This window comes from Nostoc piscinale CENA21, assembly GCF_001298445.1.
In the GTDB taxonomy this organism is placed as follows: domain Bacteria; phylum Cyanobacteriota; class Cyanobacteriia; order Cyanobacteriales; family Nostocaceae; genus Nostoc_B; species Nostoc_B piscinale_A.
Genome location: NZ_CP012036.1, coordinates 4,684,627 through 4,701,244, shown reverse-complemented (window position 1 = coordinate 4,701,244; position 16,618 = coordinate 4,684,627). Strand labels below are relative to the sequence as shown.

The following is a 16,618-nucleotide window of genomic DNA, read 5'->3' as shown; positions in this document are numbered from 1 at the left end:
TTGCCTTTTGCCATAAATCATGACTCCAGTAGATATTCTCATTCTTTCTAATGGCCCTGGAGAAATCACAACCTGGGTGCGTCCAGTCGTCAAAGCATTACGCCAACAACTAGGAGATGACCGTTCTTTAGTCAGAATTTCTGTAGTTTTATCACCTTGTCCTAATGCTAGTGGCAAAGAAGCAGCGATCGCTCTATCTTACCCAGAAGTTGATCGAGTTCAAGGAGTAGAACATTTTTGGCAATTTTTACTCTGGGGAAAAACATCTGACAATTGGGACTGGAGAAGCCACGGCGTTGTCGTTTTCCTCGGTGGGGATCAGATTTTCCCGGTGATTATTGGCAAAAAACTCGGGTATTATACCGTAGTTTACGCCGAATGGGAAGCCCGTTGGCATAATTTAATCGACCGCTTCGGCGTAATGAAACCACAAGTCGCCCAAAAAGTCTCCCCCAAATACGCTCATAAATTCACAGTCGTCGGCGACTTAATGCTAGAAGCCCAAACCTCACTTCCCACTCCCAACTCCCAACTCCCCACTCAGCACTCAGTACTTATCGGTATTCTCCCCGGTTCAAAAGCTGCAAAACTCACCCAGGGAGTCCCTTTAACTTTAGCTATTGCTGAATATATCCACGCCCAACTACCCCAAACCAAGTTTATTATTCCAGTTGCACCAACTTTAGATTTACAAACCTTAGCCAGCTTTGCTGATCCCCAAAAAAATTCTTTTGTCGAAACTTTTAAATTTTCTGGCGGTTCTTTAATAATTCCAGAACAAAACCATGAGTACCCGCTACTGAAAACCAACCAAGGATTAAACGTCGAACTACATCAAGAAAATCCTGCATACAGCATCTTGTCACAATGTAGTATCTGCTTAACTACAGTCGGCGCAAACACAGCCGAACTTGGTTCTTTAGGTGTACCAATGATTGTGTTATTGCCGACTCAACAGCTTGACGCTATGCGTTCTTGGGATGGTTTGCCAGGATTATTAGCAAATTTGCCAGGAGTTGGAACAACATTTGCCAAATTAATTAACTGGCTATTTCTGCGACGCAAGGGTTTATTAGCCTGGCCAAACATCTGGGCGCAGTCAGAAATAGTTCCAGAATTAGTAGGGAAACTCCAAGCAAAAGAAGTTGGCGAAATGGTCTTAGACTTGTTAAATCATCCTGAAAAGTTAGCACAAATGCGTCACAAACTAAGACAAGTTCGCGGCGAAAGTGGCGCAGCCGAAAAAATCGCTCAAATTGTCTGTGAGGAAATTGATTGAAGACTTCAGAAGCCAGAATTTAGGAGTCAAACAATTTTGGATTTTAGAGATTGGATTTACCCGATAGATACATCAGTGTTGCTGATTAAGGGGATGAATTTTGTTTCGTTTACTATCAATGAACTATGGGGACTATGTTAAAACCCGCGCAGGCGGGTTTAGTTTATATAGCCCCAGACTTCAGTCTGAGGGCTACGTGCTGAAATTGAATGCACTCTTGTGATTTAACTAGAAAAAATTTTGATTCGAGAGAGTGTTTGTTTTAAGATTTTTGGTAGCCAGAAAAGATAATCATATACTTGTTGAGCTTGACTGTACAAAGAAAATAATTTTGTTTCACTCAATAAAGTATATGGTTGAATTATTTGTAACAAAACTGAAAATTTATCTGTTGTTTTAGTTTGAGTTACACCACTAACATTATAAGATTGCAAATGTGGTGGTAAGCGCCAATTAATTGTATTATCTGGCTGGTGTATTACAGGCTCAACATTTCCCCGCCATGCAACTCCCATAATTTGCATAGTTTGATAAACCATTGTCTGCCAACCTTTAGCTTTCAAATAATCTAATCCTTTGCCGACATCAGGAGCAGTCAAATCATGAAATAAAATGAGAGCATCTGCTTCGGCAAATTGTTCGCAAATTATTGCATCATCCAGTGGTGCTGGCGCTTCATGATGACCATCGATAAATATTAATGACCATTTTCGATGCAATTTATTAGCTGTTTCTGCTACTGTTTGGGGGCTATATCCAGGGATGAGATTTACAGATTCTTTCACACCTGCTTGCTTGAGTGAATCTGTCACACTTTCATAAAATAGTTGTTCAGATAACATCGGATCAATGACATCTAGTTCTACTCCACCTAAAGCTAAATGACAAGCTGACCAACCCATCCAACAGCCTATTTCTAAAGCTTTTTTACCTTGAAATTTTAAGGCGGTGTTGTAGAGAATATGTGCTTCATCACGGCTGACAAATCCCACATCAGACCGACGCTGATCAACATACCAGTATGAGGAATATCTCGTCGTAAATATAGCCAAGAAGAATCATATTTATTTCCTAAAACCATGTTAGGAAAATATAAATCTGGCTGAATAGTTTCAAGCCCTGGTGATACATAATCCCCTTGGGGAAATGAAGTAGATTGAATATCGTTGACCGTTATTTTGTTCATTTAGTATTCTCATTTCATATTTGAACTTATCCAGCTTTTACTGCTTTTAGTCGAGAATAATTTTCTCAACCAGCATAGTTAAGAGACAAAATCAGGCTGCGATCGCATAATTTCCAATTTCGTCTCACAGCAGGATGAGTCACATAGGTAAATTCCCTGAGATCCCATCAAAGTCAGAATTCTCAAGCACCACCTGAAAATACCAAATTTCCCAAATTAACGGTTCGATTTTTAAGCTTGACTAAAGAAATGAGCTAAAAATTAATCTGACTGGCCATCCCGTCGCCCTAGTTCATAAATCCCAGAACCAATACAAGCCAGTATCCCCATACTAATTGCCCAACTGCGACCTAAACTGATTTCTACCCCCCAGTTACATAAACTACCTATCACCAAAAACGGCACAATGCTAAATAGTGAGGCGTAAAAAGCGTTTTGGGATTCTCTGGCTTTACGAGTTTTTTCAAATTCCGTCTGACTAGTGTACAGCGATCGCTCGGCAAAATTAAACCAACGATTCAACTGCTCAATTACCCATTCACTACAGGGGAAAAAACCTAAGTACAATGCTAAAGACCACAGACTAGCGCCAGCGATCGCAACGGTATCAATTTCAAACGAGAAAGGCAATATATCAGTCAACATGGCTTGGGTGCGTCCTGCAAATGGTCATCTTGGCCTTTTTTCAAGCTCCATCGACCTATTCAGCAATTTTAAGCATAAATGCTTGCACGATTTCAACTATCTAGAGCAGAAAGTCACCCTTCACAGCACAAGGGAAACACTCAGCCAGCAATAATTTTCTAGATTCCTGATTATTGGGTATTACTTAAGTATATACATAAGTATGGCTATAGTTGCCATAACTGTAAACTGTCATTGTCGATGATACGGCAACTAAGCGCATATTGTAAAAAATTATATTTATCAATTAAAAAAATCTGCAAAATAATGACTCGCAAGTATTTTTTTTAATAGCAAAATCTGATAACATAAACGGGGCATTCCAAAGGCTGATACCCTGAATATATATGCAATGTTAGAAAATAAATTATACAAAACCATGTTGTTTATTCATAAAATAACATAAAAAAAGATAGGAAAAAACCTGATATTCTTGTAAAAATTAAGGGCTAAAAAATAGCTATTTTCTTAATAAATTAGAGATAATACTGTGTAAATAAGGAATCAAATAATGGCTCAAAGACCAAAAAAAGTATTGCTTTCTGGAGCGACATTATTAGTATTGGGTTTGAGTGTTGTTGGTATTAGCACTTTCGGGTCAAATGTCGAAACAGTTACAGCCAGAGAAGTACAACAAAGAACAGCAGCTAGAAACAATGGTTGGTTAGCGGCTTCTTTCCCCGTGGAAAACTTTCAAGCATACACATCTCCCTTTGGTTATCGCCGTTCTGCGACTGGTGGGGCGAATTGGGAATTTCACGGAGGCTTAGATATAGCCGCGCCACAGGGCAGTTATATTCGGAATTGGTGGGTAGGTACAGTAGTCAAAGTAGGCGATCGCACTGCTTGCGGAACTCACATAGTCATAAAATCTGGTGAGTGGGAACATACCTACTGTCACATGGAAGGCCATGTCGAAACTGCTTATGGTCGGCGCTATTTAATCGACAGAGCTGGCGGAATTCAAATTTGGGAAGGTCAAGTTATTCCTACCGGAGTCAGAATTGGCCGCGTTGGAATGACAGGACGCACCACCGGGCCGCACCTCCACTGGGGCTTGAAATATGCCAAGAACTATGTAGACCCAGCATTGGTGCTAAGAGAAATGTTTACTCAGCAACAAATTGCTAGCAGAGAATCAAGAATCGTCATTCAAGAGTCCAAAAATCAGCGTGACTCTGGTTATTGAAATACTTTTGAGAATTGGTGATGCGATGGCGTAACCGCCCAGCGTAGCTGATCGCTCTTACTGTATCAGTGTAAGGGAAAGAGGGGGCGATCGCATAATCACATAACTTGACGGCTGGCATCATTCATATCTTCTAATGATTTGGGTTTACCTTGATATTTTAAGCAGCCTGCAACATCTTTGAATGTAGTTTTTGCAAAAGGCTTCTTGGGTTTGAAAAGAATCCCATCACCCATATTAATTACTATTAATTCCTGTCCAATTTTCCAGCCAGATGCTTTTAGTAATTATTCCTGAATAATTACTTTTCCTTCATTTGTTAACTTGGTTATTGCCATATATCGCCACAATAAATTTAATGATTATCAATGGAAAATCTGTTGGCACTTTACTTTTATTTTCACATTTTTTTATACCTCAATTGTGCCTATTTTGCACCTGAAGATTAAAATCGAGGTTCATCTTTCACACAAGCAAAGTCTACTAAGGCAGACTTCAAAACTATTAGTTTTATGTTAGTTCGAGTAGGCAGTTTTCATACCAGTGAGGTATATTCCTCTAGCCTAAGCGCCTCTGTTGCCTATCTACTTGTACTGTAATCAACAAAAAAAACGCTGTATACATATTTTTACAGTACTAATGGCTCATAAAATTAAGGATTAATCAGCAACGATATTTTTAATAATTTATTTATCTCTCTTTGGCTTTTCTTAAACATTACAAGTTGATAGTAAACAAAACTTAATAATACAGAAATTATTGTAAACAAAAGTGATGCAAATTGATGGGCAGAAGGTATTAAATCCAGAGATAATACTAAAAACGTAAGAGCAAGAAGAACCATTAATTTTGACAGAGCATTGATGACAAAAGCTGCTTCGGCTTCAGGGGAGAATTCACATAAGAAGACTCCGGCGGAATCAACCTGAAGGTAATTTTGTCGCAGCAAAAGATAGATGAAATCGCAAAAAGTTAACAGAGAGTTTAGACTTGTATGGCTAATAGCAGTGCAATGACCGCATCGTTACGTTTAAGTGAAAAGATGCCCTTTCCCCTCAAACGTTTAGCAGATTTAGCTTATAACTATTGGTGGAGTTGGAGTAGCGATCGCATATCCTTATTTCAAACCATTGATCCCCAAGAATGGGAACGTTGTGGGCATAACCCAGTGGCAATTTTAGAGTCAGCAAGTTACGAACGTCTGACTCAGTTGGCAGAAGATCCCCTTTACCTGAAGCAGATTTCTGCCTTAGTCCGAGAATTTGACCAGTACATGGCACAGCAAGATACTTGGGTGAATCGTGTTGCACCGCAAGTTTCGGCTGAACATCCCATTGCTTATTTTTGCGCCGAATTTGGCATCCATGAATCCCTACCTGTTTACTCTGGTGGCTTGGGTATTTTAGCCGGGGATCATCTGAAATCATCATCCGATTTGGGTGTGCCGATGGTGGGTGTGGGTTTACTGTATCGCCAAGGTTACTTTCGCCAACGCTTAAACCGCCACGGTTGGCAAGAAGATTACTATCTGGATAACCCCTTCCACAAAATGCCCCTAGAGTTAATTAAAAACGAGCAAGGGGAACCCCTCACCATCCAGATAGAAATTCGCCAACGCCAAGTGCAAGTGCAAATTTGGCGAGTGCAAGTCGGGCGTGTAACCCTATATTTACTAGATAGCGATCGCCCAGACAACGATCCCGTTGACCGTTGGTTAACAGGCCACTTGTATGGTGGTAACTTAGAAACCCGCATCGCCCAAGAAGTCGTCTTAGGTATTGGTGGAGTCAGGGCTTTAACCGCCTTGGGAATCAAACCCTCCGTACATCACCTCAACGAAGGACACGCCGCCTTTTGTACCCTAGAAATTGCCCGTCAAGAAATTGAACGTACCGGAAAATCCTTCTACGACATAGAAACCAAGGTGCGGCAAACTTGTGTCTTCACCACCCACACCCCTGTTCCCGCCGGTCATGATGTCTTCTCCCCCGACTTAATTGACTCTTATTTTGCCCAGTACTGGCCGCAATTGGGACTATCCCGCGAACAATTTCTAGCCTTGGGTGCTAGACGACTGGGTGATCCTTGGGAACCCTTTGGCATGACCGTTTTAGCATTGCGAATGTGTCGTGCTTGCAACGGCGTAAGTGAATTACACGGCAAAGTATCTCGCAAAATGTGGACTGTTCTCTACCCACAACATAACGAAGATACAGTCCCAATTGGTTATATTACCAACGGCGTTCATGCACCCACCTGGACTGCACCTTTACTCGCAGACTTGTATGACCAATATTTAGGTAAAGATTGGAAAACTCGCGCCATCGATCCCCAGATGTGGGCGAAAGTTGACGACATTCCCAACGAAGAACTCTGGGCAAGACATCAAATTCTCAAAGAAAGACTGATTGCCTACACTCGTTATAAAGTCAAAAAGTCAAGAGAACAGCGCGGTGAAGATTATCAAAATATTCAAGCCGTTGATAGTTTACTCGACCCGAATGTATTAACCATTGGCTTTGCGCGGCGCTTCAGCCCTTATAAACGTGGTGATTTAATTTTACGCGATGCTGAACGGGCTGTGAAGATTTTTGCTAATGCTCAACATCCAGTCCAGATTATCTTTGCAGGCAAAGCACACCCAGCCGATGAAGAAGGTAAACGTATTATTCAACGTTTGATGGAGTGGTGTCGTAGTTCCGGCATTATTCACCGTGTTGCCTTTATTGAAGATTACGACATTTACACCGGACAAAAACTCGTCCAAGGCGTTGATGTTTGGTTAAATAACCCCCGTCGTCCCCTAGAAGCATCCGGGACAAGCGGTCAAAAAGTCTGTTTTAATGGCGGTTTGAATTGCAGCGTCCTTGATGGTTGGTGGTGTGAAGGCTACCAAGCTGACGCAAATGGCAAAGGAATTAACGGTTGGGCTATTGGTGAAGATGCTCACACAAGCGATCAAGAATTGCAAGACCGCATAGATTCTCAGTCACTGTATCAGCTTTTAGAATCAGAGATTGTTCCCCTATACTACGATCAAGACAATCAAGGTATCCCTCATGGCTGGATACAGATGATGAAAGCATCCATTAAGACAAATGCACCACTGTTCAATACAGATCGCATGATTGCTGACTACGTTTCTCAGGTGTATGTCCCAGAAATTGCTACCCGTGTTGAACCAATTTTGGCGAAGGTTCTGTTTTAAAGTCTTAAAAGAATTGTAATTTTCCTGGTTCAATAGAGGGGTGGGCTATCCACCCCTTTTTTTTATGGAAAAATGTTTTAAATCATGAAAATTTGGCAAGCTGATTTTTATCGGAGTTCGCAACAAGATATATCTGAAAAAATTGTATGGGAGTTGTTGATTTGTAATGCAAATCGCAGTTTTGAGTATACAGCTACCTGTTTGCAGTCAGAAGCAAATTCCAATTGGCTGACTACTCAAATTCAACAAGCCGCAGGTGCAGAATTACCAGATGTCATTCAAGTTTTTCGTCCCCAGTCGTTGAGTTTAATCGAAACAGCCGGACGCAATTTAGGTATTGCAGTAGAAGCAAGCCGCCGGACTTTAGCATTAAAACAGTGGTTAAAAGAAAGACATTCTGATTTTAGTTTGGAAAAACCTGCACCCTTACCATTACCGGAAAATCTCTGGGGTGAACAGTGGCGCTTTGCGACTTTAGCGGCTGGTGATTTAGAAATAGAATTTAGCGATCGCCCCATTCCGATTTTATCTATGCCAGAATTTCTTAAACCGATAAATCTGGGTTTAGCTTCCACAATACCCGTTCCTGGTGTGGTAATTTATGGTGGCAGACAATCTATGCGTTTAGCACGTTGGTTAGCCACAACACATCCTGTAGCCTTAAATTACATCCCAGGTGCGCCCGATGGCTTAATTTTAGAAGCGGGTTTAGTTGATAGATGGGTATTAGCCACCTTTGAAGATGCAGAAGTCGCCGCCGCCGCAAAAATTTATCAACAACGCCAACAACAAAGCCAAGGATTGCACTTTTTATTAATTCAACCCGATGATTCTGGGATGACTTACAGTGGTTTTTGGTTATTACAAACCGAGTAGGAAATTATTTTTATGGCTCAAACTATACAAGCTAACTCCTCTCCCTTGTCTCCCTTGTCCACCTTGTCTCCCTTATCCCCAGATAACTGAAAACTCCAACCCCTCACCCCTTCACCCGCGCCTGCTTAACCATCGCAATTAGAGTTTGATGAGCATCTTCCGCATCAGCCAAAGTATGGTCAAATTTGATACGCACTGGCATAGATTCTTCATTAACTTGCGCGGTTAAATCCATTCCCTGTGAATCAATTGCTAACATTTGGGCTGATGTAGCCTCAGTTACATCACCAAAAATCTTGGCATACAAAAGTACAGCATCAGCATGATCTTCGTTCATGTGATTGCAGATACGTGAGCTAATTTCAGGAGAAAATTGTTCAGACATTGGGCAAACTAAAATTAAGATTACAGCCTAAATTTTAAGTTAGCGTGTGTAAGTAAATTGATGATTTTTGGTGCAGATAAAACTTTAAATAAAATTTAAATTTACTCAAGTAATATTTATCTTTATTTACGGAATAACCTGCGGTTATAGTGTAGCAAAAATATTAAACTAATTTCATTTCAACTAAATGCAGATGAGCAGAACTAGGAAACGTCGCATAGTTATTGGGGATGTGCATGGTCATTATGAAGGCTTGATGACTCTGTTAGAGGCGATCGCACCCACATCAGATGATCAAGTTTATTTTCTCGGCGACTTAATTGATCGTGGCCCCCACAGCTACCATGTCGTGAATTTTGTCCGACAGAGCAATTATCCCTGTCTGCTAGGTAATCACGAGCAGATGCTATTGAATATTCTCACCCAAAAAAAATATTCCCGCCCCAGCTATGCAAGCTTGGTTGTATAGCGGTGGACAAGCCACTCTCAGCAGTTACCAAGCATCTACTATTCCCCAAGACCATTTAGAGTGGTTTCAGTCTCTACCCACCTATTTAGATTTGGGCGATATTTGGTTAACTCATGCCGGATTAGACCCGAATCTGCCCCTAGCCGAACAAACTGCCGAGCAGTTCTGCTGGATTAGAGATGAATTTCACGGCATGGAAAAGCCTTATTTTCCTGATAAACTCATTATTGTTGGGCATACTATAACTTTTACTTTACCAAACGTCCCGCCGGGTAAACTAGCCGAAGGTAGAGGATGGCTAGATATCGATACCGGAGCTTATCATCCCCGTAGTGGTTGGTTAACTGGATTTGATGTTACCAATCATTTAATTTATCAAGTGAATGTATTTCAAAATACCCAGCGTACATTACTGCTAGAAGATGGGGTGGTGACAGTAGAGCCTTCCCAAATCAAAGCTCGCCGCCAACCGCAGCGAGCATAGGTTTTGGTTGTAGTTTGGCACAGTGAAATCAAACTAAAGTAATGGTCGAATTCTAGCTCGATAAGCAGCATTATCTAGACCGTCACGCCCACTACTGGGTTGAGCATTAATTGCACGTTTAAGATTAGTGATGCGATCGCTAGTAGCTGGGTGCGTACTCAAGAAAGTTGGCCCAGAACCACTTTTGAGTAGCTTTTGCATAAAGGAAACCATACCAGATTGAGCATAACCGGCTCTTGTTAAAGTTCTTAAACCTCTTCTATCTGCATCAAACTCATCTTGACGACTGCGAGGACGGTTGAGGGCTAAGTCCACACCAATAGCCACAGCTTGATTACGGTCTAAACCTGCTACTGTAGCTAATCCACTCGCCACAGCCCTTTGCTGCATTTGTTTAACTAAGTGTTTCCCGCCTATGTGACCAATTTCATGAGCCATCACACTGGCTAGTTCCGCTTCATTGTCGGCTGTTTTGAGTAAACCCGTGTTGATATAAACAAAACCGCCAGTAGTGGCAAAAGCATTCACAGAATTATCTTCTACTACCTGAAAGGTAAAAGGAAGATTGGGGCGATCGCTATTGGCGGCTAATCTTTGACCAACTTCCTGCACATAACGATTCACCGCTTCATTCCTGTACAGACGAATTTCCCCATTCTTGAGTTCATCATTCATCTGTTTGCCAAGTTCTACTTCTTGGTTAGCGGATATATTAGACAGCTGAAGTATTTGCGCTCCTTGGAATAACAGTGGTAATAAATCTACAGCCCGTCCAGGTGAGGGTGTACTCAGACACAAACTGAGGGCGACCACCACCGAAATTATTGGATATAACCAACTACGCCGCCAACGACGATAATTTGCCGTAAAACCTTTCCAAGCCATCATAAGCATTTCTGATAGTAATTGCGGGACAAGCGAAAATCACAGGACAAAATACAAGACGGATTTACTGCGCTTGAAGTTGCATTTTCATCTTATGACTACGGATGCGATCGCCCATATTATCCCTAGAAGGATTTATCTGAATGAGATGTGAAGGATGTGCCGACTTTATGCCGATTTTTTCAACTCGTGATACACTGTCGCCAGACTAAAAGACCTAGCCATCTTTTAGTCAGACCTCAGTCGGGAAATTGTCATGTTCCTGATAAAGTTTGTTGCTACAATCAAATACTTTGTTTGTATTTAGGAAAAGTTTTTATGGCTATTTTTGATTCCAAAGGTCGCTTGTTCGGTAAAGTCAATATTCTAGATTTAGGCGCTGCACTCGTAATTCTGCTAGTTATAGTGGGAATCTTCTTTTTTCCGGGAACTTCTGGTTCCGTCGCTCAAGTTGGTTCAAAAACCGTACCCATTGAGGTAGACTTAGCCGTGCGGGGTTTGAATGTGCGTGACCCAGAACGCTTATTTGACAATGGATTTAAAAAAAGGCGGTAAAACTAACGTTATTATCCGCAATCAGCCTTACGGTCAAATTGGGATTAAATCTGTGCAATTGCTACCAAGAACCATAACTGCGACTCAACCAGATGGTTCTGTCAAAGAATTACCAGACCCCAGAAGTAATAATTTCAGTACAGATATGCTGTTAACCCTGGAAGGTAAAGCGCAAGTCACCGAAAATGGCCCAGTTTTAGGTAACAGCAAAGTCAAAATTGGTATGCCTTTTGAGCTAGAAGGTTATAACTATAACTTCAATGCCACTGTAATTGATGTCCGTGTAGAAAATAAATAATCGAAGTGTGAAATTATTTCCAGTGCTGAGTGCTGAGTGCTGAGTAGTTAAAGGCATCTCCACTTATAGCGTTAGTCAGATATGTTAGGACAGTGTGAAAGCTTGAATGCAAGGGATAGTAAGACTTTTCCTCCTGCCTTCTGCCTTCTGCTATATTAGCGCCACAGGCGCTATCCTAACTCAGCACTCAGCACTTTCAACTCAGCACTCTTCATTAGCCATTGATTAAAGGCAAAAACTGGCGAATTAATCCAATGGTGACGGCTGGTAATTCTAACTGTGGTGTTAATCCCACATCTTCTAATTGTTGAAACACACGAATTGCTTGGGGGTTTTTCTCTGCCAAACGACGACCAATTTCGGGGCCAGTAAATTGGGATTTCTGCCCCCAAATAATCGCAGTCGGAGTGGTCAGCTTTTCAATGTCAAGGGATAAATCAAAACACAAATCACCCCGCACAAAAGAGAGTGCAGCATATTCCGCATTAGGCTGTTGGGCAGATTGAAGATAAGCCTCAATAATTTCTTGATAGACTCGATTAGCCTGGGCAAATTGTCTCTGCTCTAAAAAACTGCGAATGCCTGCTTCTGTCGCTACACCAGTACTGTACAGCAAGCGGTCAATTATCGGTACGCTGACTAACTGAGCAAAAAAAACTGCGGGAGTAGTCTTCGCCAAAATCAGATAGTCCGGCTGGTGTGGTAAGAATTAAAGACTTGAATAATTCAGGATGAGCGATCGCTACTCGAATTGTCAACGCGGCAGTCAAAGAAGAAGCAATCACCGTGACTGCTTCTGTACAAGTTTGCTGCAAAAATTCCTGAATCATCGTTAAATAATCTTCAATCTGGTAGTTTCGCACTGGATGTTCTGATTTACCCCATCCAATTAAATCTGGTGCAAGAATGCGATATTCACTAGCAAAAGCTGGGTAAACCTTCGACCACTCATAAGCCGAAGATCCACCACCAAAACCATGTAGAAATACTAAAGTTTCCTTTGCTCCTTGGGCGATCGCACTACCTTGCCAAAGCGACCCCGCAGTAGTGTAATATACTATTCTCCCTAGAGAAGTTGTAATTGAGCTTTGTTCAAATCCCTGTGGTTGAAACATAATATATATGCCGTTCATTTCGTATGTGTTCAAGCCGCAAATTCTTTGGTTGAGACTGTCATGAGTAATTTGTCTTCACAAATGACCAATGACCAAAAATTAATTTTATGCGTGCTTATGCAATCTAGATGTGTGTTAGCTAAGTAATTGCTGTTAGCAATCTCTTCACCCCAAACACGCTGTACTTATAGGGGATTTCCCGGTAATTATCCATTGCTATTTTTAGCAAACCCGCAATTTTCCCACCTCTAGCCTCCGCCAGATTAAGGGGATGTAAAATCACTGGCTTACGTGTAAAGATTCAGTGATTTTTTTGTCTCTAAATTGCAGGGTATTTGCCTGGAAATACAGTTAAGCAAGGCTTTTGCAAAGTAGCCTGTATTACTTTGATCATATAAAAGGCATTAGTTTTTTATGGTAATCTATCAGAAAACTCACGTAAAGTTTTGAGCGTCCAGAATAGTTGAAATACCTAAGATTAGCAACGATTCTGGATTTAGGAAAAACAGCTTTAGATATAATTACTTATCTAAATCGTTCTCTAGGTAATGGTAAGGCGGGGCGTTGTGGTAAAGCAGGCTACTCTTCAATCGGATAAAGCACCAGCGTTGGTAGATTTTAAAGACGTATTAGAAAACTGTGATGTGCATATAGCATCTGCTTGGCGGGGACAGTTGGCAGACACTCTAGAAACCTCCAAAGTAGGTGTTCCTATTTGTGTATGTTTAAACTTAGAAGATTTAAAGTGTTTTGAATCGGTCGAAACACAATATGAACGCTGGGGTGTCGTTTTCCGTAATTCAATCGCCATACAACCTTCTAACCCCGCATTTCCTAGCCATTCTGGTCTCATAGTATTAATGGGTTCGCCCAAAGGCGGGTTTCTGGAAGCTAGTTTTGTACATCCAGTCAACTATGTTAGTGCTTATGTAACTAGTTCCCAACGGCTGGTAATGTCTGCTTATGATAGCGATCGCCAACTGCTTAGTCAAACCGTACTTCCTGGCGCTAATCTCGCTAACTCTGATTCAGCAGTACCTCCCAACATCTTATTGTCTGTGACAGCCAGCAATATTCACTCTGTTACCTTCTGTGCTTTTGACGGTCAATTCACCATTGACGACTTTCGTTTTTGTATTTAAGAGCAGTCCCAAAGACTATCAAAAATGAGTAATATTAACTTCATCATGCACCTAATCCCTGGTAAAAGATATATTAGAAAATCTCGTCAACAAAATTAGGTAAATACTGTGGCAAAGGCTTCGTTTTCTTTGCAGCAACTAATTAACCAGATACCCAACTGGTCGCTTCCAGCATTGTCGCCAGGAAGTTCCAAGCAGCAAAATTTCAAGCCTTTTTCTGGTTCTGGAAGTGTTCTCGGCTTCCTGACAATAGTCGTGGCAATGCTTTTATGGAACTGGAAACTGCTATTAGCTTTGATAGTTGGTGTGGGAGTAATGTTAATTACCTACTCCACCCAACAATGGAACTGGCAACAACGTTGGGTAGAAATTCAAAAATTCCTCAACGGGCCAAATCGTCGGTTAGTTTTAGCTGTTGCTATTGGTGGTCTGGCAACTATTAGCACTTATATGGCGGCTGCTATTTGGGTTGACTCTCATAGCCCTTGGATAGCAACTGGTACAATTTTGCAAGGTTTGGGAACTTTATTAACTGTAGTTTTGCTACTTTGGCAACTTCTCAGCCGTAATCGCAATCAAGAACAAGATACCTTTGAGCAATTGTTACTCAATTTAACAGAATCAGATCCCTTAAAGCGGTTGCTGGCTATACGTCGAATTACCAAATTTATCACGCGCCAGCCAGTGAATGCGGCGTTACAGCAAGAAGTCATCCAATGTTTGCAACTGCTTTTAACTAAAGAAGAAGAAGTCATCATTCGAGAGGCAGCATTTGAGAGTTTACAAATTTTAGACAAGCTATCGAATCTACCATCCAGCACAGCCACTCCCCTTAAACCAGTCAAGTTAAAAGTCCAAACTCAAAAATCTCAAATTTTGAACTATTAACTTATTTCCGATACAATCTGCCATTACAGACTTGTACCACAGGATGATTGCAACGCCGCACAAGTTGTTCGTCGTGAGTAGTCACAATCACTGTAGCCCCAAAAGAATTTAACTTTTGCAAAATTTGGATGACTTGCCAAGAATTATCGGGGTCGAGGTTTCCTGTGGGTTCATCAGCCAAAATTAATGGCGGTGTTCCCACAATGGCGCGTGCAACACTCACCCGTTGTTGTTCTCCCCCCGAAAGTTGATCAGGAAAACAGTTAGCTTTGGAAAGTAAACCCACTAGCTTTAACGTCGGTTCTAAACGTCTTTGAATTTCTTTGCGAGTGAAACCTTGTGCTTGCAGTACAAATGTCACATTCTCTGCTACAGTTCTTTGGGGAATCAGTTTGTAATCTTGAAATACAATGCCAATGCGTCGCCGCAACAGTGATAAGCGATCGCCCCGCAAATCTGTTACATTGCAATCATTGACAATCACCTCTCCCTGAGTAGCCAATTCTTCGCCATACAAGAGTTTCAACAGTGTTGATTTACCCGAACCGCTAGGGCCTGTAATCAACAAAAATTCTTTCTGTTTCACCTCTAAACTCACATCCAACAATCCATGACAGCCATTGTTGTAAGTTTTAGTTACAGAGCGTAACTGCACAATGGGAGCATTACTACTACTTTGTGGGGAAGATGTACTATCCTTTGCAGGAATATGCTGATCAGTTTTAACAACAGTTCTCATTGGCAGAATATATACACTTGCTTAGAACTAAACACCCGAAGAACTTCAATTTAAGATTCTCTTAAAAATAAGGATTCCCAGGACAGCCCCAGGAATCTCAAATTCAAAAGCAAAAATTAAATTTTTTGGAAGTTTTCAGTACTATCCGCAAGTCATCAGTTATGGAGTGTGAGTAGGGAGTAGAGAATAGTGGATGTTTATTTTCTCCCAACTCCCGACTCCCAATTCCCAACTCCCTATTCCCTAGACCGCACTTTTGGCTGTCAAGCGGTAAACAAATGCTTTCACGGCAAATTCTGGCAAAGCTAACATCCGTCGCCAACGCCAAGGTTCTTTATATAAGCGATATAGCCATTCCAAGTTATTATTGCCTAACCAAGCAGGAGCGCGGGTTTTGCTTCCTGACCAAATATCAAAACTACCACCAACACCAATCCAAATTGCTTGGGGACATAAATGACGGTTTTGGGCAATCCATAATTCTTGACGTGGTACTCCCAACCCGACCAAAATAACTTGAGGCTGTAATTGAGTCAGTGTTTGGCTTAATATCTCTTCTTCTTCAGGAGAATGATAGCCAGAATGAGTACCGACTATGTTTAAATCTGGGGCTTGCTGCTTCCAGAAATCTGCGGCTTTTGTCGCTACTCCTGGTGCGCCGCCATAAAAAAAGACTTTTGTACCTTTTTGCTTTTGTCCCAGTTCTCGCAGTAATGTTTCTGCTAGTTCAATTCCTGGACAACGTTGAACCTTTTGCCAGAACAGCCACTGCAAATACAAAACCACACCAGCACCATCAGGTATCACCAACTCAGCATCGTGAATTACCTTGGCTAGTGCGCTGTCTCGTTCTGCTTGCATGGTCATTTCTGCATTCAGCGTCACTACATGAGTACCTCTGCTGTGTTGCAGGCATTCTAGCAACCAGCCTGGATAGTTACTCATAACATGAACTGGTATTCCCAGCACCGAAAATACTTTAGGCGGTTTAGACATAGCCTATTTTAATTAGCCTCACATCACACCAGATTGTCTCGAACGATAGTTTATCAAATATTTTAATCAGTCGCCTGGGCAATTTTGGGCAAATAGTAGTGAGAAAGTTACAGGGGTAAAAGTGCTTTCGGGCTTTATATGGGCGGTTACTAGTCCACCAAGTTGTTATGTATACCAAAATTTTTTATGATTAAAATTTCTAATGAATATAAAATTATCAATTTGTTATATTTCATCACG

Annotated in this window: 14 protein-coding genes and 4 pseudogenes; 8 read left to right on the top strand and 10 right to left on the bottom strand. The window is 41.4% G+C overall.

What is annotated here, in order from left to right; translation table 11 throughout:
• Nucleotides 1-19 precede the first annotated feature (19 nt).
• Nucleotides 20-1,279 carry a glycosyltransferase family protein gene (locus tag ACX27_RS20220; RefSeq protein WP_062295170.1) on the top strand — a complete coding sequence of 420 codons (1,260 nt, stop codon included), beginning with the start codon at nt 20-22 and terminating at the stop codon, nt 1,277-1,279.
• A 224-nt stretch (nt 1,280-1,503) separates the two neighbouring features.
• Here ACX27_RS20220 and ACX27_RS20215 read toward each other — a convergent pair whose 3' ends face one another.
• The 3 genes from ACX27_RS20215 to ACX27_RS20210 all read right to left on the bottom strand — a co-directional run bounded on the left by ACX27_RS20215 (nt 1,504) and on the right by ACX27_RS20210 (nt 3,110).
• The gene (locus ACX27_RS20215; RefSeq protein WP_235526283.1) at nt 1,504-2,271 is read right to left on the bottom strand and encodes a class I SAM-dependent methyltransferase; all 768 of its coding nucleotides are present in this window, start codon (nt 2,269-2,271) and stop codon (nt 1,504-1,506) included.
• On the bottom strand, nt 2,220-2,465 hold the full coding sequence (locus tag ACX27_RS34090; RefSeq protein WP_235526282.1) for a hypothetical protein: 246 nt from the start codon (nt 2,463-2,465) through the stop codon (nt 2,220-2,222). Before ACX27_RS34090 ends, ACX27_RS20215 begins: the two co-directional genes overlap by 52 nt.
• A gap of 261 nt (nt 2,466-2,726) precedes the next feature.
• Nucleotides 2,727-3,110, bottom strand: a complete 384-nt coding sequence (locus ACX27_RS20210; protein ID WP_062295169.1) for a hypothetical protein — start codon at nt 3,108-3,110, stop codon at nt 2,727-2,729.
• A 550-nt stretch (nt 3,111-3,660) separates the two neighbouring features.
• Between ACX27_RS20210 and ACX27_RS20205 the strand changes: the two genes are divergently transcribed.
• Nucleotides 3,661-4,338, top strand: a complete 678-nt coding sequence (locus ACX27_RS20205; RefSeq protein ID WP_062295168.1) for a M23 family metallopeptidase — start codon at nt 3,661-3,663, stop codon at nt 4,336-4,338.
• Between the two features lie 98 nt (nt 4,339-4,436).
• On the opposite strand, the pseudogene ACX27_RS20200 reads toward ACX27_RS20205, so the two are convergent.
• Both ACX27_RS20200 and ACX27_RS31860 read right to left on the bottom strand, forming a co-directional pair.
• Nucleotides 4,437-4,676: pseudogene (locus ACX27_RS20200) on the bottom strand (AbrB/MazE/SpoVT family DNA-binding domain-containing protein).
• 314 nt (nt 4,677-4,990) lie between these two features.
• The gene (locus ACX27_RS31860) at nt 4,991-5,287 is read right to left on the bottom strand and encodes a hypothetical protein (RefSeq protein WP_144427489.1); all 297 of its coding nucleotides are present in this window, start codon (nt 5,285-5,287) and stop codon (nt 4,991-4,993) included.
• A 45-nt stretch (nt 5,288-5,332) separates the two neighbouring features.
• Between ACX27_RS31860 and glgP the strand changes: the two genes are divergently transcribed.
• Nucleotides 5,333-7,546, top strand: a complete 2,214-nt coding sequence (glgP, locus tag ACX27_RS20195; protein ID WP_062295167.1) for an alpha-glucan family phosphorylase — start codon at nt 5,333-5,335, stop codon at nt 7,544-7,546.
• A gap of 84 nt (nt 7,547-7,630) precedes the next feature.
• On the top strand, nt 7,631-8,422 hold the full coding sequence (locus tag ACX27_RS20190) for a Tab2/Atab2 family RNA-binding protein (RefSeq protein WP_062295166.1): 792 nt from the start codon (nt 7,631-7,633) through the stop codon (nt 8,420-8,422).
• Between the two features lie 103 nt (nt 8,423-8,525).
• Here the strand turns inward: ACX27_RS20190 and ACX27_RS20185 are convergent, their stop codons facing one another.
• Nucleotides 8,526-8,807: a DUF2470 domain-containing protein gene (locus ACX27_RS20185; RefSeq protein WP_062295165.1), complete on the bottom strand. Its 282-nt coding sequence runs from the start codon at nt 8,805-8,807 to the stop codon at nt 8,526-8,528.
• Between the two features lie 193 nt (nt 8,808-9,000).
• Between ACX27_RS20185 and ACX27_RS20180 the strand changes: the two are divergent.
• A pseudogene (locus ACX27_RS20180) lies at nt 9,001-9,760 on the top strand (metallophosphoesterase family protein).
• A gap of 33 nt (nt 9,761-9,793) precedes the next feature.
• On the opposite strand, the gene ACX27_RS20175 reads toward ACX27_RS20180, so the two are convergent.
• The gene (locus ACX27_RS20175) at nt 9,794-10,648 is read right to left on the bottom strand and encodes a M48 family metallopeptidase (RefSeq protein WP_062295164.1); all 855 of its coding nucleotides are present in this window, start codon (nt 10,646-10,648) and stop codon (nt 9,794-9,796) included.
• A 315-nt stretch (nt 10,649-10,963) separates the two neighbouring features.
• Between ACX27_RS20175 and ACX27_RS20170 the strand changes: the two are divergent.
• Nucleotides 10,964-11,498 (top strand): annotated as a pseudogene (locus tag ACX27_RS20170) (DUF4330 domain-containing protein).
• A gap of 214 nt (nt 11,499-11,712) precedes the next feature.
• Here ACX27_RS20170 and ACX27_RS20165 read toward each other — a convergent pair.
• Nucleotides 11,713-12,613, bottom strand: a pseudogene (locus tag ACX27_RS20165) (alpha/beta fold hydrolase).
• A gap of 566 nt (nt 12,614-13,179) precedes the next feature.
• Between ACX27_RS20165 and ACX27_RS20160 the strand changes: the two are divergent.
• Together ACX27_RS20160 and ACX27_RS20155 are read left to right on the top strand one after the other, a co-directional pair.
• Complete coding sequence (locus ACX27_RS20160; RefSeq protein ID WP_062298449.1) at nt 13,180-13,755, top strand: hypothetical protein; 576 nt, start codon at nt 13,180-13,182, stop codon at nt 13,753-13,755.
• Nucleotides 13,756-13,863: 108 nt separating this feature from the next.
• The gene (locus ACX27_RS20155; RefSeq protein WP_062295163.1) at nt 13,864-14,643 is read left to right on the top strand and encodes a hypothetical protein; all 780 of its coding nucleotides are present in this window, start codon (nt 13,864-13,866) and stop codon (nt 14,641-14,643) included.
• A gap of 1 nt (nt 14,644) precedes the next feature.
• Here ACX27_RS20155 and ftsE read toward each other — a convergent pair whose 3' ends face one another.
• Nucleotides 14,645-15,382, bottom strand: a complete 738-nt coding sequence (gene ftsE / locus ACX27_RS20150; protein WP_062295162.1) for a cell division ATP-binding protein FtsE — start codon at nt 15,380-15,382, stop codon at nt 14,645-14,647.
• A gap of 243 nt (nt 15,383-15,625) precedes the next feature.
• Entirely contained in the window at nt 15,626-16,378 is a 753-nt protein-coding gene (locus ACX27_RS20145; RefSeq protein ID WP_062295161.1) for a WecB/TagA/CpsF family glycosyltransferase, read from the bottom strand.
• Nucleotides 16,379-16,618 lie beyond the last annotated feature (240 nt).